The sequence below is a fragment of the Bosea sp. (in: a-proteobacteria) genome, assembly GCA_023910605.1.
GTDB lineage: Bacteria > Pseudomonadota > Alphaproteobacteria > Rhizobiales > Beijerinckiaceae > Allobosea.
This window is the reverse complement of the sequence record JAAVVV010000001.1, coordinates 2,674,357-2,695,525: the sequence shown is the minus strand read 5'-3', so window position 1 is coordinate 2,695,525 and position 21,169 is coordinate 2,674,357. Positions and strand designations below refer to the sequence as shown.

Sequence of the window (21,169 nt, the reverse complement as noted above, 5' to 3'; positions counted from 1 at the left end):
AGGTCAAGATCGACATTGATTCAATAGCTTGACCCCATCTGCCCTGGTATCTTCACCTCATGATCGAAGCAGCGGGACAAGATAGTGACGAGGTGGCGCGGCTTCGCGCGCTCGTCGCTGCGCAGGCTGCAGCGCTGAAGACGGCGCAGGCCGAAGCTGCCGCCGCCAAGGCCGGTCTTCTTGTCAAGAGCCTGGAGATCGAGAAGCTCAAGATCCAGATCGCGCGGCTCAGGCGCATGCAATTTGGCCGCTCCTCGGAGAAGCTCTCCCATGAGATCGAGCAACTGGAACTGCGGCTCGAGGAACTGGAGATGGTCGAGGCGGCGAACAATGCAGCCATCGACGAGATAGCTCCTGCCGCTGATGCAGCAACAGCCAAGCCGAAGGCCACGCGCCGCCCTTTGCCTGAGCATCTGCCGCGCATCGAGATCGTACACACGCCTGCCATCGTGAACGACCCTGCCTGTGCTTGTCCATCCTGCGGAACGGCAGGCAAGTGGCGCAAGGTGGATGAGGATGTCCGTGAAGTCCTGGAGTATGTGCCGGGCCGCTTCGAGGTTATCCGCCATGTGCGTCCCGCCTTCTCGTGCCGCACCTGCGAGAGCATGGCGCAAGCTCCGATGCCGAGCATGCCGATCGAGCGCGGCATGGCCGGACCGGGCCTGATCGCCCAGGTTCTGGTTGGCAAATACTGTGATCATCTCCCGCTTTATCGCCAGGCAGAGATCTTTGCCCGCGAGGGCGTCGAGATCGAGCGCTCGGTGATGGCCGGCTGGGTTGCCAAGGCCGCAGAGCTTGTCGCGCCACTGGTCGAGGCGGTCGGTGCCCATGTGATGCGGGCTGAGCGGCTGCATGCCGACGACACGCCCGTGCCAGTGCTGGCGCCGGGCCTCGGGCGCACGAAGACAGGGCGGCTCTGGGTGTATCTGCGCGATGAGCGACCCCGTGGCGGTCAAGACCCGCCCGCCGCGCTGTATCGCTACACGCCCGACCGCAAGGGAGAGCGACCGCGCGAGCACCTCAAGGCCTTTGCAGGATTCCTGCAGGCGGATGCCTATGCCGGATTCAACGAACTCTATGCGACGAGTGCCACGCGTTCAGCCGCCGCAACCGAGGTTGCCTGCTGGGCGCACGTCAGGCGCAACTTCCACGACGTTCACGCCGGGACAGGCTCGCCCCTGGCACTGGAGGCGATGACCCGCATTGGCAAGCTGTTCGAGGTTGAGCGCCTCATTCACGGCCAGCAGCCCGAGGATCGGCGCAAGGCTCGTCAGGATCTGGCGCTGCCCGTCATGACCGAACTCGCCAGCTTCCTCGACCATTCCCTCGCCCAGATCTCCGGCAAGAGCGACCTGGCCAAGGCCATTCGCTATGCCCGATCGCGCTGGGCAGCACTCACCCGCTATCTCGACGACGGCACCCTCGATATCTCCAACAACGCCGCAGAACGCGCCATCAGGCCTCTCAAGCTCGGCGCCAAGAACTGGTTGTTCGCAGGGTCCGACGCAGGCGGCGAGCGCGCCGCCGCCATCTACACGCTCACCGAAACCGCAAAGCTCAACGGGCGAGACCCAGCGGGATATCTGCGAGCAGTCATCACCAGGATCGCCGATCACCCCATCAACAAAATCGCCGACCTGTTGCCGTGGAACCTTATGCCGTAGCCGTCAGAGGACGCTTACTCAGTATCACGGTCAGATGATCCGCATCGATGTCGCCGCCAACGCGGACAACCGTATCCCGAATGACAATCTCCACAGCCCAGTTGCCAGCCGCCTCGACGCGCGCAAACTTCACCTCATCGTGCGCAACGGGCATGGCTTTGACCGCCCCGGATGCCCGGGCCTGTCGCCGCCATCCATAAAGCTGCGAAGGGTCAACCCCGGCAGAAGTAAGCGTCCTCTGACGGCTACGGCATAAGGTTCCACGGCAACAGGTCGGCGATTTTGTTGATGGGGTGATCGGCGATCCTGGTGATGACTGCTCGCAGATATCCCGCTGGGTCTCGCCCGTTGAGCTTTGCGGTTTCGGTGAGCGTGTAGATGGCGGCGGCGCGCTCGCCGCCTGCGTCGGACCCTGCGAACAACCAGTTCTTGGCGCCGAGCTTGAGAGGCCTGATGGCGCGTTCTGCGGCGTTGTTGGAGATATCGAGGGTGCCGTCGTCGAGATAGCGGGTGAGTGCTGCCCAGCGCGATCGGGCATAGCGAATGGCCTTGGCCAGGTCGCTCTTGCCGGAGATCTGGGCGAGGGAATGGTCGAGGAAGCTGGCGAGTTCGGTCATGACGGGCAGCGCCAGATCCTGACGAGCCTTGCGCCGATCCTCGGGCTGCTGGCCGTGAATGAGGCGCTCAACCTCGAACAGCTTGCCAATGCGGGTCATCGCCTCCAGTGCCAGGGGCGAGCCTGTCCCGGCGTGAACGTCGTGGAAGTTGCGCCTGACGTGCGCCCAGCAGGCAACCTCGGTTGCGGCGGCTGAACGCGTGGCACTCGTCGCATAGAGTTCGTTGAATCCGGCATAGGCATCCGCCTGCAGGAATCCTGCAAAGGCCTTGAGGTGCTCGCGCGGTCGCTCTCCCTTGCGGTCGGGCGTGTAGCGATACAGCGCGGCGGGCGGGTCTTGACCGCCACGGGGTCGCTCATCGCGCAGATACACCCAGAGCCGCCCTGTCTTCGTGCGCCCGAGGCCCGGCGCCAGCACTGGCACGGGCGTGTCGTCGGCATGCAGCCGCTCAGCCCGCATCACATGGGCACCGACCGCCTCGACCAGTGGCGCGACAAGCTCTGCGGCCTTGGCAACCCAGCCGGCCATCACCGAGCGCTCGATCTCGACGCCCTCGCGGGCAAAGATCTCTGCCTGGCGATAAAGCGGGAGATGATCACAGTATTTGCCAACCAGAACCTGGGCGATCAGGCCCGGTCCGGCCATGCCGCGCTCGATCGGCATGCTCGGCATCGGAGCTTGCGCCATGCTCTCGCAGGTGCGGCACGAGAAGGCGGGACGCACATGGCGGATAACCTCGAAGCGGCCCGGCACATACTCCAGGACTTCACGGACATCCTCATCCACCTTGCGCCACTTGCCTGCCGTTCCGCAGGATGGACAAGCACAGGCAGGGTCGTTCACGATGGCAGGCGTGTGTACGATCTCGATGCGCGGCAGATGCTCAGGCAAAGGGCGGCGCGTGGCCTTCGGCTTGGCTGTTGCTGCATCAGCGGCAGGAGCTATCTCGTCGATGGCTGCATTGTTCGCCGCCTCGACCATCTCCAGTTCCTCGAGCCGCAGTTCCAGTTGCTCGATCTCATGGGAGAGCTTCTCCGAGGAGCGGCCAAATTGCATGCGCCTGAGCCGCGCGATCTGGATCTTGAGCTTCTCGATCTCCAGGCTCTTGACAAGAAGACCGGCCTTGGCGGCGGCAGCTTCGGCCTGCGCCGTCTTCAGCGCTGCAGCCTGCGCAGCGACGAGCGCGCGAAGCCGCGCCACCTCGTCACTATCTTGTCCCGCTGCTTCGATCATGAGGTGAAGATACCAGGGCAGATGGGGTCAAGCTATTGAATCAATGTCGATCTTGACCTTTTGCGCGAAGCACTTCACCCCGCACGTCGTGGCTGATCCGTGCGTAACGGCGAGCGCCAGTCGATGCCTTCGAGCAGCATCGACAGCTGTGCGGGCGTCAGTACAACCTCGCCATCCTGCGTCACTGCCCAGACGAAGCGGCCACGCTCCAGCCGCTTGGCGAACAGGCAAAGCCCCGTGCCGTCCCACATCAGAATCTTCACCAGATCAGCGCGCTTGCCCCGGAAAATGAACAGGTGGCCGCGGAACGGATCCTTCTTCAAAAGATCCTGCACCACCATCGACAGCCCGTCGAAGCCCTTCCTCATATCCACAGGTGCCAGCGCCATGTAGATGCGCGCGCCCGCCAAAGGCGAGGTCAGGGTTTGTGGCGTCATCGGTCGAGCGCTGCGACAAGAGCCGAAAGCCGCTCAGGCGCGATACCCTCATCCGCCTTCAGCACCCGGCCGTTGCTCAAGCTGACCTCCACCGTGCAGTCGGCACGCGGAGCCATCTTGCGCGGGGGCTTTGGTGAAGGCTTCTGTCCCGGCTGCGCTTCGGCTGCGATGACAACAGGCGCGAAGACCGGAGCCTCCAGCGAGGCCAGCGGCGTCACGCCCGGCATCAGCCCCGCCTTCGCCTGCTTGCGCCAGTAAAACAGCAGGCTCCGGCTCACCCCATGCCGATCCGCAACCGCCGCCACAGAAGCGCCCGGCTGCATCGTCGCCTCCAGAAGCCGCACCTTCTCCTCGACGCTCCAGCGACGACGGCGCTCAACCTGGCTGATAATCTCCGTCCGGGTGTCCATAGCCGTCCTTGCGCATAGGCTTAAGGACGACAACAACCGTCCAGACCATGCTCATACGATGCCGGACCCGCCCCCGCGCAAGGCAGCCATGGCAGAACGCTTACGATGTCGGCAGCACCTGGACAGCCGGTCCCGGCCGCGTGCGGCGACTGGGCGGCGACGAAGGCGGCCTACCGTTTCTTCGACAACCCGCGCGTCACCGAGCACGGGGTGCTGGCGGGCCATTTTGGTGCGACCGCTATCCGCTGCGCGGCGAGCGAGGGACCGATCCTCATCCTGCAGTACACCACCGAGTTCATCTACAGCCGCGCGCGGCCGGGCAAGATCGGCTTCACCAAGACCATCAACGCCGGGCGTTATAAGGCGGGTCAGCCCAACGTGGTGACCTTGTGCGGGGTGCTGATGCATTCGAGCCTGGCCGTGACCCTGAACGGCACGCCGCTCGGGCTGACGGCGGCGAAGTTCTGGACGCGCACGAAGTTCAAGGGGACCTGGACGCTCAAGCGGCATGTGAACCCCACGCGCGTGCCGATCGAGACGAAGGAATGCTATCGCTGGCTGGAGAACCTGCGCCAGTCGATGGCGCTCGTCGACGCGCCGGAACGCTGCATGCATTTGGCCGACCGCGAGAGCGACATCTACGAGCTTTTCTGCCTCGCGCAGGATCTCGGCACGCGTTTCCTGGTGCGGGTGCAGACCAACCGGTTGGCCACGCGCCGGCCGATGCCAAGTTGCAGGATGGTGCGCATCGGGTCTTCGCCCAGCTCTCGGCGGAGCCCTAGGCGGGACGCCATTGCGTCAAGATCGACCAGGATGAGACGGCGTGCGTGCCCGTGAAGTTCGCCGCCATAGAGACCTTGCCGCCCATCGGCAAGCGGAAGCTATATCGTCCTAAGCGTCTCACCTACATCCACGCCCTTGAGATCGACCCGTCGGCCGACCGTCCGCCGATCGACTGGAAGCTGGTGACCAATCTCCCGGTCAGCGATCTCACCGCCACCGTCGAGAAGCTCAAATGGTACGCCTTGCGCTGGAAGGCGGAGGTCTTCCACAAGGTGATGAAGTCCGGTTGCCGCGCCGAGGAGGCGAGGCTCGAGACCGGCGAGCGGCTGGCTAAGTTCCTCGCCCTCATCGCGGTGGTCAGCTGGCGTATCTTCTTCCTCACCATGTCCGCACGGGCAAAGCCCGAGGCTGAGCCGGGGACAGTTCTCACCCCAGCCGAAATCGCGACGCTTGATGGCATTGACGCGACGCGGGCCAAGCCGCGCATCCTGCGAAGAACCCTCGCCACCTATCTGCTCCAGATCGCCATGCTCGGCGGCTATCTTGCCCGCAACCATGATCCGCCACCGGGAAACATGGTTGTCTGGCGAGGCCTGACACGCCTCAATGACATCGCCTTCGGCATCTCCATCGGAACACGCCGACGATCTGGGTAATCGAAAGCCTCGCCGGATGGTTACGTTGTCTGCACCTCTCGAACGGGAGAGCTGGCGCTCGTATCTACGGCCTCACGGGCAAGAATTTTCCCTCAGGTAATCGTCGGCGCTCACGTTCTTGTAATCCTCAGTGATGGGGTTTTCGCCTTATACTCTCCAAGCTGCCAGCTTGGCCCTGACATGAGCATCGAAAAACTGGCGGAAGCCGAGCACGTTGGGCTGCTTGTCATACTCTGCATCCTTCGAGGTCTTGAGTGCTTCAGGGACCACGAGCGTGATGCCCATGGTAGCCATATCCTCGATCGCGTTGCCGGCCACCGTCTCGTCCACGGTCGCAAGGAACATCTCGTGTACGCCCATCTCGCGCTGCACCTGCTTCCAGCGTTCCCGCAGGGTGGTCTTGGCGCTGAGAATAAGTCCCCCGCTGGTCCCGGACGGCCCCCGGCGGAGGACCGCGAGCGACGGCAGCACGAAATCGGGCCGCTTTTTCGCGTCCATTATCACCTGTTTTTCGAAGGGAATTCTGCCTGCCGCCAGCATCGCCTCGATATGGTGCTCGAACGAATAGCCGGCCCGCGATTTCCGCTGCTGGGCCGCCGAGAGCATCAGGGCATCGATCTCGGGCAGGCGGTCGATCAGGCTACGGATGACAGCGGCAGCTGTGACCGGACCAGGCATGTCACCCATGACAAGCCGGACCAGGGTGACGGCTCGCTCCCGCCGCTGGAACTCGCGGAAGAGTTCCCATTCGACGCTGCGGCTGATATCACGCAGGGCGTTCCCCGGTGTGTTGATCTTCCAGGGATCAAGATGCTCGTGCCCCTCGCGAACAAGCCACGCGGTGCGGGCCTGCTCCGCCAGCGCTGCCGTTGCCGGCATGACTGCATGCGTCTTGGCGAAGGGGGCAATCTGCCCAGCCAGCCAAGCCGCGATCACCTGCTCGGCAAAATCAAGGATCCGCTCCTGCTCGGCCTTTCGGCGCAGTTTCGGGTTGAAAACCTCGATACGGAAATCCGGCTGCATGTCCAGCAGGTCGGCTAGCAGCAGTGCGTCGTCCGTCGTCGAGCTGATGGTCAGGCATTCATAGAACGGCTGCCCTGCTTCGTTGCGCTGTGCCATGACCAGAAAGGAAGCGGGATCAAGATCCCGAAAGGCCTCCTTGGGGAGGCGCGTCATATGTGTCTCTGACCCCTTGCTGGTGTAGTGGACCAGGCGGGTGTCATCTCGTGTTTCGTCGACGGCAGGCCAGACCGTCCGGAAATAGGCCTCGCGGATCGGCTCGCCCTTGTCTCGCTCCTTCTCCACCAGCGGCGGGAAAAACCCGCCGTCGCGCTGGGCCGGGGGCATATAGACGCCGGCCTGATGCTTGTTGCTGAACCGCGCCCAATCCCGGTCATTGTTCGAGAGTTTCTTGACGAGCACGGTGTCGGCACTATCGAGCAGACGGACCAGCAGGGATGCCGGCTTGCTCCCCAGATCATTGAACAGATCAGCCTGCAGGCTCATGCCGTCCCCCTGACGTCCAGCCGGGCCGCATCGGAGCGCAGCCAGGCAATACAGGCCTCCAGCACGTCCAGGAGGGGCAAGCGCGTGCGACCCTTCAGGGCGCATTCCCAGACAACCCCAAGCCGCCAGCCGGCCTCGGCCAGCGCCGCCTCGCTTCGGGCGTCCACGGCCTGGTTGCGGGTGATCTTCTCGCGCCACCAGTCCTGCCGGGTCGAGGGCCAGCGGAACAGGTGGCAGTCATGGCCATGCCAGAAACAGCCATGGGCGAACAGCACCGCCCGGTGACGCGGGAACACCATGTCCGGCTTGCCCGGCAGATCCTTCACATGCAGCCTGTAGCGGAACCCGGCCGCGTGCAGCCCCTTGCGCAGCACCAGTTCGGGCTTCGTGTCCCTGCCGCGAATGCCGGCCATCATCCGGCTGCGCACCTCGGGCGGCACGATGTCAGCCATGCGCGCGGATGGCTTCCTGCGGTTCCGGCGCTGCCAGCGCCTTCGCGATATGCGGCTGCATCGCCTTCGCCACGAACTCGACCACGGGCACCACCACGGCGTTGCCGAACTGGCGGTAGGCCTGGGTGTCCGACACCGGAATCCGCCAGGGACGGCCCGGACGGTCGAAGCCCATCAGCCGCGCGCACTCGATCGGCGTCAGCCGGCGCGGGCGCTGGCCCGGCTGGTCCACCAGCACCTCGGAACCGTCCTTGTAGTAGCGGGCCGACAGGGTGCGGGTGACGTCGTTCGGCCCGAACAGACTGTAGCCAAAGCCGTTGCCGGCTGCGTTGTGCTTCTTCTTGTAGTCCTGGAGATACTGCCAGAGCTTCGGGGTCAGGGTGTATTTCGGGTCGACCTCGTGGGGCGGCTGGAGAATGCTCCCCAGCTTCGGCCCGCTCTCGGCTGGCGGCAGCTTCAGCGCCGCAAAATCGAACGTCGTCGGCTCGCGGAAGCCCGCGATGAACACGCGCTGCCGCTTCTGGGGCACCCAGGGCTCCGCACTGATGACCCGGTGCTGCACATGGTAGCCCAGCTCGTTCCTCAGCACGTTCATGATGGTGGCGAAGGTCCGGCCGCCGTCATGGCTCTCCAGGTTCTTGACGTTTTCCAGCAGGAAGGCCGCCGGGCGGTGATGGGCGATGATCTGGGCGGTATCGAAGAACAGCGTCCCCTGCGTATCACACAGGAAGCCATGGGCGCGGCCGAGGGAGTTTTTCTTGGAGACCCCGGCAATGGAGAAGGGCTGGCACGGAAAACCGCCCAGGAGCACGTCATGCTCGGGGATCAGGGCCGGGTTCTTCGAGTAGTCCCGGATGTCGCCGGCAATCGGGTGGTTGTCGGGGAAATTGAGCGCGTAGGTCTTCTGCGCGTTCGGGTCCCATTCCGAGGTGAAGGCGCAATGCCCGCCGATGCTCTCGAACCCGAGACGGAGCCCGCCAATGCCGGCGAACAGGTCGATGAAGCGGAACCGGGTCGCGGCGGCCTTCGGCGCGCCATAGACGCGCCGCTCGCCAATGGCCGCCTGGAGCGTGCGGATCGCCAGCCTGGTCGGGGCGCATTCCCCGTTCTCGTAGCGGTAGATGGTTCGCTCCGACACCGCCAGCAGCGCCCGCGCCTCATCGAGGGTCAGCCCGGCCTGTTCGCGAAGCCGCCGGAACTCGGTTGGCGCTGCGCCGCGCAGGGGGATGATTCGCTGTGTCATTTGGTGCCACCTTGGCACCAGCAGTCCTGTTCGCCAAGCGCCCTGTTCCTGATCTGTTCAAATTACAGGCAGGTTCCTAACAGGGACTTTTCAGGCGCGGCCCCTGATCAGGGAATTTGGTGTCAGCACATGCAGGCGCTCATGGCCCGATGGCCACCACACCATGAACCGCTGGTCAGCAAGATCGGATGAGCGGCATACCAGCTCCACCGGATGATCGCGGATGATCACCACGCCTGCCGCCTCTGCCGCCTGTATCAGGAAGGTCTCCAGTTCCGGCGCGGCCTCGGCAAATGCCATGCCCTCAAGCGGATAAAGTTCCCCGGCAAAAGGATAAGGCCCCGGGGCAAGCTGGCTGTCGGTCATGCTCATCAGCAAGGCCTCGCATGATCCCAGGCAACGATGCAACCACGCTCCCGGTCAATCCCAGAGCGACACCTGCAGGTCAGACTAGCTCCATTGATCCGCGCTATGCTGATTTGCCAAGCCAGCACTCCATTGGATGCCTTAAATGTTCTTCTTACTTGCAACTTCTTTATCTCGCTCGGCGCGAATGACCGCTGCCTTGATGATTAAGGCAGCCTCAGGAGCCTGTATGCCTTTGGTACCTCGATAAGTCAGATGGCTGAGATCGATGTCATAATCGACCGCCGAAACGACCTTGAGCTTGTTGTCAGCCCAGATTTCTTTGGTGTAGCGACTGCGCTCCGATTGACGTTCGGAATTGCTGTGCCCCGTCACCTCGTCGATCCAGGCGTTGTTTAGACCCAGTTTGTTGACAGCTTCGGTGATGAAATTTGCTCGCAATGAGTGAAAATCGACCAGTTCCTCAGCCACGCCAATGTCACGGCGGTAGCGTCCGAACCATTTGCTGAAGCTGATTGACCGATCACCAGTCGCGCCTTGCGGCAATAACTCAGGAAACAGCGGTTCCTCCGGCTTTCTGCCATGGAAGCGATACTCCAGGAATCCAAGCGCGAGCGCGACCGGCGGAATCGGCGGGTCCCGTTCCGATGCCTCGTTCTTGGCCTCACGGATCTGGAACACGGGCACTTCGCCCTCCCGGACGATATCACTGACCTTGAGCGAACAGACCTCGTTGAGGCGTGCGCCTAGGTGCGGACCCATCAGCGTGACCCAGAATTTTGCGTCACGGACAATCACAGTGCCGGGCGAAGAGCGTCTGAATGTGGTTTTGCAACCGGTGAACAACGGCGAGGTGAACAGCAGTTTGATTTGATCGGCGCTCCAGGCCTTTCGTTGTTCACGGCTCTTCTTTTTCGATTTTTTGGACCGGCCAAAACCGGCAAACGGATTCTGGGCACTGTCCGAGATGACGCCGTGCACTCCCAGATGCTCCCAATACCCCTGGAGAAATGAGGTGTACTTGTCGACAGTCCCAGCATCTTTCAGCCTCAAGGTTGTGAGGTCGATCTTGTGTTTGGCGAGCCAGACCTCGTCCTCGAGCAGTTTCAGAAGATCACGCGGGCTCAGATCCTTGAAAGGCAACTGCTGGGCGTGTTTTTGTGGCAACCGGAAGAAATCAGTGCGAAATGTGCTGACCAGTCTGCGGTCTACTGCGCCCAATTTGATGCCTGGATAAAGCTGGTCAAACAACCGGCGCGTTGATCCGGCGTCACGCAGATTGCCCTTTTTCCAATCGTCTGCGTTGATTTTGGCCGTGGTGTACTCATCCCACCATGTCATGAAAGGCATGCTGGCGTTCAGCGAGATTTCCCTGGATACGGGTTGCTCCGGCGCTGGAGCCAGGTGGGCGGGCGACGACAGGTCGAGTGCCTCCCCAGCCGTCAGCGCCCGGCGTTTTTCGAGGATCTCGGACAGCCCTGACAAGGCGAGCTGGTCGATCAGCATGGCATCGGGCGAGGCGGGCAGGAGCCCATCGCTGAACATGGGGCGGTAGGCCTCGAGCATGGCATCGATGTCGGTGTTTGATTCCACCGCCATGCCTGCCCGTTTCGCGGCCAGCTTTTCCTGCAAACGGCGGTGACCGAATGCGAGGAACACACCGCCGAAGAGCGCCTCGAGTTCCGTTGCCTCGCGCTGGCCAAGCTTCTCCGTCTCATCGGGCGTCAAAACCTTGAGGCCGCCGCGCATCAGGGCTTCTGTCTCCAGCGCCTCGATTTCGGCGTCGACGATGGCGCGGACGCGGCGGCGCGCTTCCATGGGTTTGAGTGTCGGCGAAAGCTCGGTTGTCATCCTGTCCAGACGGCTCCTGATGGCACGGGCGCGGCGAACCGCTTCAGCATGATCGCCGGTTCGAACGGAAACCACAAGGAAGCTGAGCCCTGTACGTGCCGAGACCGCAGCGCCAAGTCGCGCCCGGAACCGCCAGCGCTGGCCGTGTTTCTGGAGATAAACGCCTGCGCGCATGGAGCTTGTGACCCAGTTTGTGTACCGGTCGCGTGTCCCAAATGCACAGTAGCCATTCAGGGCTACTGCAAGGCGTTGATGGTCATGAGATTTTCGGATGAGTGGCTGGGGCGCCAGGATTCGAACCTGGGAATGGCGGTACCAAAAACCGCTGCCTTACCGCTTGGCGACGCCCCAACGTGAGCGCGGGATTAGCTGCGCCGCCTGATGAATGCAACAGGCAATGATGCGGATTGGCGCAGCCCGGCGGTCGACCACCTGTGACGCCGGCCATGCGGGCGGCAGGCCGGTGTGAAACGCCAAGGGCAGGCAAGGTGAAAGAATGGTCGGAGTGGCAGGATTTGAACCTGCGACCCCTACGTCCCGAACGTAGTGCTCTACCAGGCTGAGCCACACTCCGACGCTTGCGCACGCCGCTATGACGGGTTTCGAGCGACTCGCGGTGTATAACCAGCGCCATGGGGCGGTGCAACAGCAAAAGCGACGCCGCCGCGCCATGGCGGGCGCCGCGGGACGTCAGTCGTTGACGGCGCGACGGCTCGCCGGCCGGCGGCGCTGGCTGCGTAAGCGGTCGGGCTTCGCGCGCGCCGGAACGGCAGGCCGGCCGGGGGCAGGCTGCTCCGCAGCCAGAATCGTAACGGCGTTGAGCAGCGAGCCCGGCCGCCCGAGCAGGAAGCCCTGCGCCTCGTCGCAGCCAAGGCTGCGGACAAGTTCGAGCTGCTCGGTCGTCTCGATGCCCTCGGCCGTGGTTGACATGTCGAGCCTCACGGAAAGCTCCACGATGGAACGGATGATATCCGAGCAATCCGCCCGCTCCGTCGCTTCGGTGATGAAGACCTTGTCGATCTTGATCTTATGGAAGGGGAAGCGGCGCAGATAGTTGAGCGACGAATAGCCGGTGCCAAAATCATCGAGCACGATGTGCACGCCCATTCCGTTGAGCCTGTGCAGATGGGCAAGGATGCGATCGTCATCATCGAGCAAGGCGGATTCGGTGATCTCCAGTTCGAGCCGCGTCGGAGGCAGGCCCGAGCGGGCGAGGGCGTTGGTCACGACATCGAAGAAATCCGCCGATTTAAGCTGAACCGGTGAGACGTTCACGGCGATCATGATGTTTCCAGGCATGGAGGCCATGTCCGAACAGGCTCGCTCAAGGCACCAGGCGCCGATTTCGTTGATGACGCCGGTTTCCTCCGCGAGGGGAATGAACTCGGCCGGGCTGATGCCGCCGCGCGTGGGATGATTCCAGCGCAGCAGCGCCTCGAAGGAGGTGACGCGATTCTCCTTCAGGCCGAACAGCGGCTGATAGGCAATCTCGAACTCCGAGCGGCCGATCGCGGTCTTGAGGTCGGTCTCGATCACGAAGCGCGATTGCAGGCGCGTCGCCATGTCCGGCTCGAAGATGCAGTAAAGGCCGCGGCCGCGATTCTTGGCCGCGTAGAGCGCCATGTCGGCGTTCTTCAGCAGCGTGTCCGCATCGACTTCATTGGCTCCGGTCATGGCCCCGCCGATGCTGACGCCGACGCTGATCCTGCAGCCATCAAGCTCATAGGGCGCGGCAAGACGACGGATGATGCTCCTGGCCAGCATTTCCGCGCGGCTGGCGGCATCGTCGCAGACAAAGGTGATGGCGAATTCGTCGCCGCCAAGGCGGGCCACCATGTCCGAGCCCCGCAGGCTGCCGCGAAGACGCGTCGCAACCTGCTCCAGCAGACGATCGCCGGCTGTGTGGCCCATTGTGTCGTTGACCTGCTTGAATCTGTCGAGATCGAGGTAAAGAAGGGCAAGCTGCTGGCCGGTCCTGGCAAGCCTGGCCATCTGCTGGTCCAGCGAATTGCGGAACTGAAGACGGTTCGGTAGCCCGGTCAGGGCGTCGTGATGCGCAATATAGACGATCTGGTGCTCGGCCCTGCGCCGCTCCGTTACGTCTTCGACGATGGCGACGAAGCCGCCGGAGCGCATGGGGCGTGCGCTGACGCCGAGGGCGCGGCCGTCCGTGTCTGTGATGACGAAGCTCGCCGGGGCCTCGTGGGCGGCATGGTCGCGCAGGCGGCGCACCAGTTCGGAGCCCGCGGAGCGGTTGGCGTCCGAGCGTTCGCTGCGGCCAAGGAAGACTGTCTCGATCTGCGCGCCCTGCACCGTCTGCGGTTCGCCCAGCTCGAACAGATCGGTCAGCTGGCGATTGCAGACGATCAGCCTTTCGTCGGCGTCCACCATCATCAGCCCATGGGACATGTTGTTGATGGCGGCGTCGAACAGCATGTTCTGCATCAGCAACGCTGCATCGCGCTCAAGCAGCACTGCGTTCTGCGACTGAAGCTCGGCCATGGTCGCGCCGACGCGCTCGTTGGCTGTGGCGAGATCAGCAAGCAAACGCTTGAATTCGGTGATGTCGGTCCGGATGCCGACCGTGCCACCATTGGCGGTCCGGCGCTCGGTGATGAGGATCCAGCGACCATCGGGCAGCAGGCGCTCGATCACGCCCGAGCCAGCGTGGTGCCACGCGACCGTACGGCGAATGAAGCCTTCGACATCGTCTCCGGCTTGTGGATACTGACCGGCCTTCACGCCCTCGCGCATGATGTGCTCGAAGGACGCTCCGACCTTGAGGAACGGAGCGCTCTTCTCGTAGATCTCGAGGAAATGCTGGTTGAAATTCACCAACTTGTCATCCGCGTCCCACATCACGAAGCCGTCCGCCATCGCGGCGATGGCGTCCTCGAGCATGGTCTGGGCCTGCTGGCGTTCATCGTCCAGGCGCCGGTGCCGCCTGAGCGCCGCGAGCAGCGCAAGCGATGACATCATCATGAGGGTGATCGCGACGATCAACACGATCAACACGCGATCGCGGTCGCGACGCCAGTCCATCAGCGCCGAGGCCTGGTCGAGAGTCAGCGTTGCGCGCAGATCGGCGTAAAGCGTCGGCACCCGCACCGAGAGCGAGTCGGGGTCGCCATCGGCGCCATGGTTTCGCCGAGCCACCCCATCGAGGCTATCGATAGCGGCGGCCGCCGCGCGATAGACGCCGATCTGAAGTTCGTCATGCGGCAACCTGGCGAGGATCTGATCGTTCGAGTTCTGCAAGATGATCTGCAGCCCCGGTGTGTCGGCTATGGGGGCGAGCTGCGCCGTGAGCATTGCGTGCGGAACCTCGGCGACGGCGATCTTCTCGATCTGGCCCGGGAACACCACCCGGCGCGCGATGAAGAGGGTCCATTCTGACGTCGATGGGTTGCGGATGGGGCCGATCAGCCGGCTGGCGCCGGGCCTGAGGCTGGCGAGCAAGGCCTCGTCCTCGGGCGTGAACAGATTGCGCATCGGCGATCGCGCCGAGGTCCACAACTTGCCGTCCGTCGACAAAAGCAGCAGGTCACGCAACACGAAGGCCTGGAAATTGAGGCCTTGCAGGAGCATACGAGCCGAGTTGGGGGCGGTCTCGTCGCGCCCGGCGAAGCTCACCAGCGTGGGAATGCCGGCCAGCGCGCTGTCGATCTGGAGAATGTGGCGGTTCAGCACCGTGGAGACGACGCGGCCGCTCTGTTCAAGCTGCGCTCCGGCTCCGACCAGGGCGCGCTCCTTGAGGTTGCTGACCACGAAGGCAGCGCCGCCGATGAAGGCGCACAGGATCGCCGTTGTGCCCAGCAGGACCGAGCGCTTCAGGATGTCATGAGTCACAATTCAATCCGCCTGCGTGAGGAACGGGGCGCATCAGTGGGCGCGCTCATTGCGAGGGTCCTGAGCAGGCCCCCCAGCCTGTTTTGCAGTGTGGTCACGACGCCCTGCCCAGTGACGCTCAGGCCGATGCAGGCGGCGAGCGTGGCGTTCCAGCCGACAACGCATGGCGCGCCGCAGCGTGCGATCCAGCGGGGCAGGACCACCTCGCGCAGAAGCTCCCGGCTCCTGGCCTTGTCGTCGTCAGTGAGAGGCACTCGCGTCATGCGCCCGGACCCGGAGCCCGGACACATGGCCAGCCCGGTGCCGCCGGCAACCGGCAAATGCGCGGCGCCGAAGGGCACAACGCCGAGCCGGATCAGTTGCAGCATATCCTGCCCGCGAAGTCCGCTGCGGTCGAAAGGATGAATCAAAGCGGTGATGGCGCCGCTGGACCGCCTGGCGATCCCGGTCCGCCGGAACGGCTCTTCGAAAGCCCGATACTGTTTGACGCCATCGAGCCCGCCGACGATACGTAGCGTCTTTGCCTCACTCGCGTGCGCGATTTTGCTGTCTGGCAGCAATGCTGCACCAAGGAAAGCCATAATGACTGTGCATCTCGTTGCGAGCGAACGACAGAAACTTGGCCAGAATGTACGGAGCATGGCGAGTTTTCAACAGAACTCGATGACGTTAGGGTCAGCTGGTTAATTTTGTCATAGGGAGACCGCCTGCGGCTGGCGGCTTCCCACAGCGCGGCTTTGCTGGAAAGCCTTGGCATGATCAGGCGCGGCCCTGAATCCGGGTTGACGGGCGTGTCGGTCGCGGTGTCGGCGGCGACACCCTGCTGCGAGGGATCGTCGAAGAAGCGCTCGATCTCGCCCATCAGGCCGGACTGGTTGGCCATGACCGCCAGAAGATAGTCGACCCCTGCGTCGAGAATGGCTTGCGCCGTGCCCCCGTTGCAGGCGATCGCGTCGATGGACACGAGCGCGCCCGCGATCTGGCCCTTTTGCGCCAGCCGCTCCAGCAAAAGCGGGATCGTGGTCTGCTCGCCGCCGCCCGCCGCCACCGCTTCCTGCGCCAGAACCAGCTTCCCGCGGGTGGCGAAGGTTGAGACCAGATGCAGCGCGGCGCGGCCATGGCGTCGATCATGGCTGGCGCGCGAGGTCTTGCCGTCGATGGCCACCAGCGCCGGAGCCTGGGGGCGCAGCGTCGCCGCCCGGGACTGGAACATCTCCGAAGACAGCGCCGGATCGATGCGGTTCAACAGGATGCGCAGCCAGCGCGAACCGGGAACGCCATGATGATGCGACAGGAACCTCCGCAGAAACGGCAGATTATCCTCGCGCCACTCCACGATCCCGTCGAAATCGTCGCACGCCCCGATCGTGCCGCACACCAGAAGAAGCGGCACATCCGGCAAGGGATGGGCGACCCGCCAGCTCTCCCGGTCATCCTCCAGAAGAGCGAAATGATCCAGCAAAACGCGAAGACGCGGCCGAGCCCCAGGATCCATCGATGCCTCCCAATGCACCGGAACCTTGAATCTCACTCACGAACAACGCGATACCCTTGCCGTTAACCCGAGTTCAGGGCCGTGTGCGGCACGCGCCCCAATGCCGTTCAGGCGGGGTGACGGGCATTCCAGTCAGCGGCATAGGCTGTGCACAGGCGATCGAGCTCGGCGCGGTCGAGCACGCCGCCTGGCAGCGCGCGGGAGGGGCCGGCCTCCTGGAAGGGCACATAGCGCTGATGCGCGATGCGCCAGAGCCGCCTGAGCTCCAGCAGAGGCTCGGCGTGGTCATCCACGCGGATGTCGATCGCCGGGAAGGTTTCGGTGGCCCACACCCTGATTGCGGCGGATTGGCGGCCGCGCTTGTCGCCGCCGGCCCGCTCCCCCGCCTCGAGCGCGGTGATGAGCCGGTCGTCGAAATCGAGATGGGCATTGGCGAGGTAGCTCGCCAGCGTGTCCGCCACGACGGCGGGGCCGGACAGCATGTTGCCGGCGACGGAGACATGTTCAGCGGAGAGCGAGCCGCACCAGTCCACGCAATCGGAGCCAGTGAAGGCCGCGGTCTGCCCGTCGCGGTCGATCAGATGGGCCTGCCGGTTGCTGGCGCCGGGATCGGCGGCCACGACCATGGCCAGCGCCTCCCCGGCGCTGCGGCCTTCCTGCAGCAGGCGCAGCCCGTCAACGCCGAAGAAGGGATTGACGAAGGACTGGGTGGCGACTGCGCCGACGCCGCCGCAGCCATAGGGAACGCGGGCGCCGACTGCGAAGGCGCAGGTGGTGACGGCCACGGCGTAACGACCCGTGGCGGCATCCTTTGCGACGATGGACCAGGTCATGGCTCTGTTCTCCTCAGCGTCCGATGGCGTAGGCCTGCATCAGCCTTGGCGTGGCCGCGGCGCGCAGGATGCCGTCGGCGCCCTTTTCGGCGGCCGTGTTGCGGCCGACCGTCCATTCCCCGGCGCGCTCCACGGCATGGCCCATGGCCTCCAGTTCCGCAATGCTCGCCTCGCCGACATTCTCCTCGACCATCAGATGGCCGAGGCGGGCCTCGCGCGGATAGAAGGAGGAGGGAGCGTGCGCGGTGTGGAACATCGGCAGCTCGATGGCCTCCTGCAGGTTGAGCCCGTGATGCACGCGGCGCAGGAACACCGGCATCTGCCACTGGTCCTGCTGATCGCCGCCGGGCGTGCCGAAGACGAGGCGGGGCTCGCCATTCTCGAAGGCGAGCGATGGCGTCAGGCTGGTGCGCGGCCGCTTGCCGGGCGCCAGCGAGGCGGGCAGGCCTTCGGTCAGCCAGAACATCTGTGCCCGCGAATTGAGCGCAAAGCCAAGCTCGGGGATGATCGGGGAAGATTGCAGCCAACCGCCTGACGGCGTGGCGGCCACCATGTTGCCGTGCCTGTCGATGACATCGATGTGGACTGTGTCGCCGCGCTTGTTGGCGGCCACCATGGACTGAAGCGTGGGCTCGCCCACAGCCGCGCCGCCGCCCCTGGTGTGGCCGGGGAAGCGCAACTCGGACCACATGCGCGACACCTGTTCCTCGAAGCCGGGAATTGCGCCGGGCCTCAACTCCTTCGAGGCTACGCTGCCGATGAGCTTGCGGCGCTCGGCGGCATAGGAGTCGGAGAGCAGGGCATCGCCCGGCACCGCGACAAAGTTCGGATCGCCGTAATAGGCCTCACGGTCGGCGAAGGCGAGCTTGAGCGCCTCGGCGACCAGATGGATGAAGGGTGCGCCCTTGGGGTCCATGCCGGTGAGGTCGAAGCCCTCAAGGAGCTTGAGCGTCTGCAGGAAGATCGGCCCCTGGCCCCAGAATCCGGTCTTGAACACCTCCCAGCCATGATAGGTGACCGAGGCGGGCTTCTCGTAGGTTGCGCTCCACGAGGCCATGTCCTGGCCGGTGAGCAGGCCCTTGTGGCGGCGGCCGGAGGAATCCATCACCTCCTGCGTGCGACAGAACCGGTCGATCGCCTCGGCGACGAAGCCTTGCGACCAGCTGCGGCGCGCGGCCTCGATCTGGCGCTCGCGCGAGCCGCCTGCTGCCTCGGATTCGGCGAGGATTCGGGCATAGGTGGCCCCCAGGCCAGGATTGGCGAACAGCGCCCTGGCCTTGGGCAGGTTGCCGCCCGGCATGAAGACGGCGGCGGAAGTCGTCCACTCGGTTTCGAACAGCTCCTTCATGGCCCTGATCTGATCGGCGACGCGCGGGAGCAGCGGGTGACCGTTGATGGCGTAGCCGATCGCCGGGGACAGCACCTCGCGCAGGCCCAGGCTGCCATGGTCGCGCAGCATCAGCATCCAGCCATCGAAGGCGCCGGGCACGACGGTGGCGAGAAGGCCGGAGCCGGGCACCAGATCAAGCCCCAGCGACTTGTAGGCCTCGATCGTCGCCGCCTGCGGGGACGGGCCCTGCGCGCACAGGACCTCCACCTTCTTCGTGGCGGCCGAATAGAACACGGCGGGCATGTCGCCCGAGGGGCCGACAAGATGGGGCTCGACGATCTGGAGAACGAAGGCGGCTGCGATGCAGGCGTCGAAGGCGTTGCCGCCCTTCTCCAGCATGGCCATGCCGGCGGCCGAGGCGAGCCAGTGCGTTGAGGTGACGACCCCGAAGGTGCCGAGGATTTCCGGGCGGGTGGTGAACATGGGGCAGGCCTTGGCTGGGATTGCGAGAGAAAAACGGGGTTGGCCAGCGCGTCGGGGTGCGACGCGCTCACGTCTCCTTGGGGTCAAGCGCGTCGCGCAGACCATCGCCGAGGATGTTGAAGCCGACGACGACGAGGCAGATGGCGATGCCCGGCGAGATGGACATCCAGGGCGCCTGCTCCATGAAGTTCTTGGCGGTGTTGAGCATCGAGCCCCAGGAGGCCTGCGGCGGCTGCTGGCCAAGCCCGAGGAAGGACAAGGAGGCCTCCAGGATGATGGCCTGGGCCATAAAAAGGGTGGACTGCACCAGGATAGGCGGCAGCGTGTTCGGCGCAAGGTGCCTGACCAGGATCCAGCTGTCGCGCACGCCGACAGCGCGCGCGCCCTCGATGTAGTCCTCCGCCTTGACGGTGATGGCCTGCCCGCGCGCCAGCCGCACGAAGATCGGCACGGCGGACAGACCGATGGCGATCATGGCGTTGGTGAGAGAGGGGCCGAGGATCGCCGCGAAGGCGATGGCGAGGATCAGAAAGGGGCAGGCAAGCAGGGCATCCGTGATGCGCGACACGATCATGTCGAACCAGCCGCCATACCAGCCGGCCGCGAGGCCTACCGGCACGCCGATGCAGACCGCGATGCCGACCGAGACGACGCCCGCCATCAGCGAGGCGCGGGCACCGTAGAACAGGCGCGAGAGGATGTCGCGGCCGAGCTCGTCCGTTCCGAACCAGTAAAGCGCGGAGGGCGGCCTGCGGATCAGCAGGAAGTTGGTCTTGATGGGATCATAGGGCGCCAGCACCGGCGCCAGCAGAGCCATGGCGATGAAGAAGATGACGATGGTCCCGCCGATCCAGGCGGCGCGGCTGCGGCGCAGCTTGCCCCAGACACGGCTCTGGCGCGGTGCAAGGGCGTTCGCGGCTGCGGCTGGTGTTGCGACAGCGCTCATCAGCGCCCCCTCAGGCGTGGATTGACGAGGATGTAGAGCATGTCGGCGACGAGGTTCATGAGGATGAAGCCGATGGCGGTGCAGAGCACGACGCCCTGAACCACGCCGTAATCACGGTTGAACACCGCATCGACGATCAGCTTGCCGAAGCCGGGAATGGTGAAGACCTGTTCGGTCAGGACGGCGCCGGCCAGCAATTCGCCGAACAGGATGGTGGAGAGCGTGATGACGGGGATCAGCGCATTGCGCAAAGCGTGCTTGTTGATGACGACACGCTCGTCCAGCCCCTTGGCGCGGGCTGTGCGCACATAGTCCGAGCGCAGCACCTCGAGCATCGCCGAGCGCGTATGGCGCATGATGAAGGCCGCAAGGCCCGTGCCGAGCACGAAGGCCGGCATGATCAGCGTCCCGATCGCGCCGAGAGGGTCGGAGAAGAACGGCACATAGCCGGAGGCGGGCAGCCATCTGAGCTCCACCGCGAAGATCAGGATCATCACGATGCCGAGCCAGAAGTTTGGGATCGACAGGCCCGAGAGGGCAACCGCGCTGGCCGCGTAGTCCACCGGCGTGCCCTTGCGCACGGCGGCGATGATGCCGGCCGGCAGGCCGATGACGAGCGCCACGATCATCGAGGCGGCCGCCAGCTGCAAGGTGACGGGAAGCTTCTGGAGGATGAGGTTGAGCACCGGCTCGCCCGTGCGCAGCGAGCGGCCGAACTCGCCCTGCACCACCTGCCCCAGCCAGGCGAAGTACTGGACGATGATGGGGTCATCCATGCGGTAGATCGCCCTGAGCCGGGCAATGATCTCGGGGTCCCGCTCCTCGCCGGCGATGACGAGGAAGGGGTCCCCCGGCAGCGCATGCTGCAGCGCGAACACGAACAGCGACACGATCAGGAGTGTCGGGATCGCAATCAGCACGCGGTTGACGATCAGCTTCAGCATGGCTCAGGCATTCGCCTTCGGACAGGGGTCGGATTGAGCGGCGGGTGACAGCGCCACCCGCGGCCTTTCAG

General features: G+C 64.5%; 15 protein-coding genes, 2 tRNA genes and 3 pseudogenes. 2 read left to right on the top strand and 18 right to left on the bottom strand.

The genetic code is table 11. The features are described 5' to 3' along the window. The first annotated feature begins 59 nt into the window (after positions 1 to 59). The gene (locus HEQ16_13005; GenBank protein ID MCO4054938.1) at positions 60 to 1,664 is read left to right on the top strand and encodes an IS66 family transposase; all 1,605 of its coding nucleotides are present in this window, start codon (positions 60 to 62) and stop codon (positions 1,662 to 1,664) included. Here the strand turns inward: HEQ16_13005 and HEQ16_13000 are convergent. The 4 genes and pseudogenes from HEQ16_13000 to HEQ16_12985 form a co-directional block, all read right to left on the bottom strand. Continuing rightward, a pseudogene (locus HEQ16_13000) lies at positions 1,654 to 1,881 on the bottom strand (hypothetical protein). The gene HEQ16_13005 and the pseudogene HEQ16_13000 overlap by 11 nt on opposite strands. Before the next feature lie 28 nt (positions 1,882 to 1,909). Continuing rightward, positions 1,910 to 3,514: an IS66 family transposase gene (locus HEQ16_12995; GenBank protein MCO4054937.1), complete on the bottom strand. Its 1,605-nt coding sequence runs from the start codon at positions 3,512 to 3,514 to the stop codon at positions 1,910 to 1,912. Between the two features lie 74 nt (positions 3,515 to 3,588). Next, positions 3,589 to 3,951 carry an IS66 family insertion sequence element accessory protein TnpB gene (tnpB, locus tag HEQ16_12990; protein ID MCO4054936.1) on the bottom strand — a complete coding sequence of 121 codons (363 nt, stop codon included), beginning with the start codon at positions 3,949 to 3,951 and terminating at the stop codon, positions 3,589 to 3,591. Then, positions 3,948 to 4,361 (bottom strand): transposase, encoded by a 414-nt coding sequence (locus HEQ16_12985; GenBank protein ID MCO4054935.1) that lies wholly within the window; start codon positions 4,359 to 4,361, stop codon positions 3,948 to 3,950. The genes tnpB and HEQ16_12985 overlap by 4 nt, the downstream gene beginning before the upstream one ends. 105 nt (positions 4,362 to 4,466) lie before the next feature. Between HEQ16_12985 and HEQ16_12980 the strand changes: the two are divergent. Then, positions 4,467 to 5,800 (top strand): annotated as a pseudogene (locus HEQ16_12980) (IS4 family transposase). 147 nt (positions 5,801 to 5,947) lie between these two features. Here HEQ16_12980 and HEQ16_12975 read toward each other — a convergent pair. The 14 genes and pseudogenes from HEQ16_12975 to HEQ16_12910 all read right to left on the bottom strand — a co-directional run bounded on the left by HEQ16_12975 (position 5,948) and on the right by HEQ16_12910 (position 21,098). After that, positions 5,948 to 7,306, bottom strand: a complete 1,359-nt coding sequence (locus tag HEQ16_12975; protein MCO4054934.1) for a restriction endonuclease — start codon at positions 7,304 to 7,306, stop codon at positions 5,948 to 5,950. After that, the gene (gene vsr, locus HEQ16_12970) at positions 7,303 to 7,758 is read right to left on the bottom strand and encodes a DNA mismatch endonuclease Vsr (protein MCO4054933.1); all 456 of its coding nucleotides are present in this window, start codon (positions 7,756 to 7,758) and stop codon (positions 7,303 to 7,305) included. The genes HEQ16_12975 and vsr overlap by 4 nt, the downstream gene beginning before the upstream one ends. Further along, the gene (dcm, locus tag HEQ16_12965; protein ID MCO4054932.1) at positions 7,751 to 9,001 is read right to left on the bottom strand and encodes a DNA (cytosine-5-)-methyltransferase; all 1,251 of its coding nucleotides are present in this window, start codon (positions 8,999 to 9,001) and stop codon (positions 7,751 to 7,753) included. Before dcm ends, vsr begins: the two co-directional genes overlap by 8 nt. A gap of 90 nt (positions 9,002 to 9,091) precedes the next feature. After that, positions 9,092 to 9,373 (bottom strand): hypothetical protein, encoded by a 282-nt coding sequence (locus tag HEQ16_12960; protein MCO4054931.1) that lies wholly within the window; start codon positions 9,371 to 9,373, stop codon positions 9,092 to 9,094. A gap of 135 nt (positions 9,374 to 9,508) precedes the next feature. Next, positions 9,509 to 11,392 carry a site-specific integrase gene (locus tag HEQ16_12955; GenBank protein MCO4054930.1) on the bottom strand — a complete coding sequence of 628 codons (1,884 nt, stop codon included), beginning with the start codon at positions 11,390 to 11,392 and terminating at the stop codon, positions 9,509 to 9,511. A gap of 102 nt (positions 11,393 to 11,494) precedes the next feature. Then, positions 11,495 to 11,569: transfer RNA gene (locus tag HEQ16_12950), tRNA-Gln, on the bottom strand. A 146-nt stretch (positions 11,570 to 11,715) separates the two neighbouring features. Beyond that, positions 11,716 to 11,792 (bottom strand) — tRNA-Pro (locus HEQ16_12945). 116 nt (positions 11,793 to 11,908) lie between these two features. Further along, a complete protein-coding gene (locus HEQ16_12940; protein ID MCO4054929.1) occupies positions 11,909 to 15,067 on the bottom strand; it encodes an EAL domain-containing protein in 3,159 nt (1,052 codons plus the stop codon). Then, positions 15,064 to 15,435 carry a hypothetical protein gene (locus tag HEQ16_12935; GenBank protein ID MCO4054928.1) on the bottom strand — a complete coding sequence of 124 codons (372 nt, stop codon included), beginning with the start codon at positions 15,433 to 15,435 and terminating at the stop codon, positions 15,064 to 15,066. Before HEQ16_12935 ends, HEQ16_12940 begins: the two co-directional genes overlap by 4 nt. Before the next feature lie 464 nt (positions 15,436 to 15,899). Next, positions 15,900 to 16,562, bottom strand: a pseudogene (locus HEQ16_12930) (ISAs1 family transposase). A gap of 107 nt (positions 16,563 to 16,669) precedes the next feature. Next, positions 16,670 to 17,395, bottom strand: coding sequence for a DUF1028 domain-containing protein (locus HEQ16_12925; protein MCO4054927.1), 726 nt, complete (start codon positions 17,393 to 17,395; stop codon positions 16,670 to 16,672). A 13-nt stretch (positions 17,396 to 17,408) separates the two neighbouring features. Beyond that, positions 17,409 to 19,208 (bottom strand): gamma-glutamyltransferase family protein, encoded by a 1,800-nt coding sequence (locus HEQ16_12920; GenBank protein ID MCO4054926.1) that lies wholly within the window; start codon positions 19,206 to 19,208, stop codon positions 17,409 to 17,411. Positions 19,209 to 19,275: 67 nt separating this feature from the next. Beyond that, entirely contained in the window at positions 19,276 to 20,154 is an 879-nt protein-coding gene (locus tag HEQ16_12915; protein ID MCO4054925.1) for an ABC transporter permease, read from the bottom strand. Next, complete coding sequence (locus tag HEQ16_12910; GenBank protein MCO4054924.1) at positions 20,154 to 21,098, bottom strand: ABC transporter permease; 945 nt, start codon at positions 21,096 to 21,098, stop codon at positions 20,154 to 20,156. The genes HEQ16_12915 and HEQ16_12910 overlap by 1 nt, the downstream gene beginning before the upstream one ends. Positions 21,099 to 21,169: the final 71 nt, after the last annotated feature.

Bases quoted from the DNA above. Each gene is read 5' to 3' on its own strand.
- HEQ16_13005 (MCO4054938.1), top strand. From the start codon at position 60: ATGATCGAAGCAGCGGGACAAGATAGTGACGAGGTGGCGCGGCTTCGC.
- HEQ16_12995 (MCO4054937.1), bottom strand. From the start codon at position 3,514: ATGATCGAAGCAGCGGGACAAGATAGTGACGAGGTGGCGCGGCTTCGC.
- tnpB (MCO4054936.1), bottom strand. From the start codon at position 3,951: ATGACGCCACAAACCCTGACCTCGCCTTTGGCGGGCGCGCGCATCTAC.
- HEQ16_12985 (MCO4054935.1), bottom strand. From the start codon at position 4,361: ATGGACACCCGGACGGAGATTATCAGCCAGGTTGAGCGCCGTCGTCGC.
- HEQ16_12975 (MCO4054934.1), bottom strand. From the start codon at position 7,306: ATGAGCCTGCAGGCTGATCTGTTCAATGATCTGGGGAGCAAGCCGGCA.
- vsr (MCO4054933.1), bottom strand. From the start codon at position 7,758: ATGGCTGACATCGTGCCGCCCGAGGTGCGCAGCCGGATGATGGCCGGC.
- dcm (MCO4054932.1), bottom strand. From the start codon at position 9,001: ATGACACAGCGAATCATCCCCCTGCGCGGCGCAGCGCCAACCGAGTTC.
- HEQ16_12960 (MCO4054931.1), bottom strand. From the start codon at position 9,373: ATGAGCATGACCGACAGCCAGCTTGCCCCGGGGCCTTATCCTTTTGCC.
- HEQ16_12955 (MCO4054930.1), bottom strand. From the start codon at position 11,392: ATGCGCGCAGGCGTTTATCTCCAGAAACACGGCCAGCGCTGGCGGTTC.
- HEQ16_12935 (MCO4054928.1), bottom strand. From the start codon at position 15,435: ATGCTGCAACTGATCCGGCTCGGCGTTGTGCCCTTCGGCGCCGCGCAT.
- HEQ16_12925 (MCO4054927.1), bottom strand. From the start codon at position 17,395: ATGACCTGGTCCATCGTCGCAAAGGATGCCGCCACGGGTCGTTACGCC.
- HEQ16_12920 (MCO4054926.1), bottom strand. From the start codon at position 19,208: ATGTTCACCACCCGCCCGGAAATCCTCGGCACCTTCGGGGTCGTCACC.
- HEQ16_12915 (MCO4054925.1), bottom strand. From the start codon at position 20,154: ATGAGCGCTGTCGCAACACCAGCCGCAGCCGCGAACGCCCTTGCACCG.
- HEQ16_12910 (MCO4054924.1), bottom strand. From the start codon at position 21,098: ATGCTGAAGCTGATCGTCAACCGCGTGCTGATTGCGATCCCGACACTC.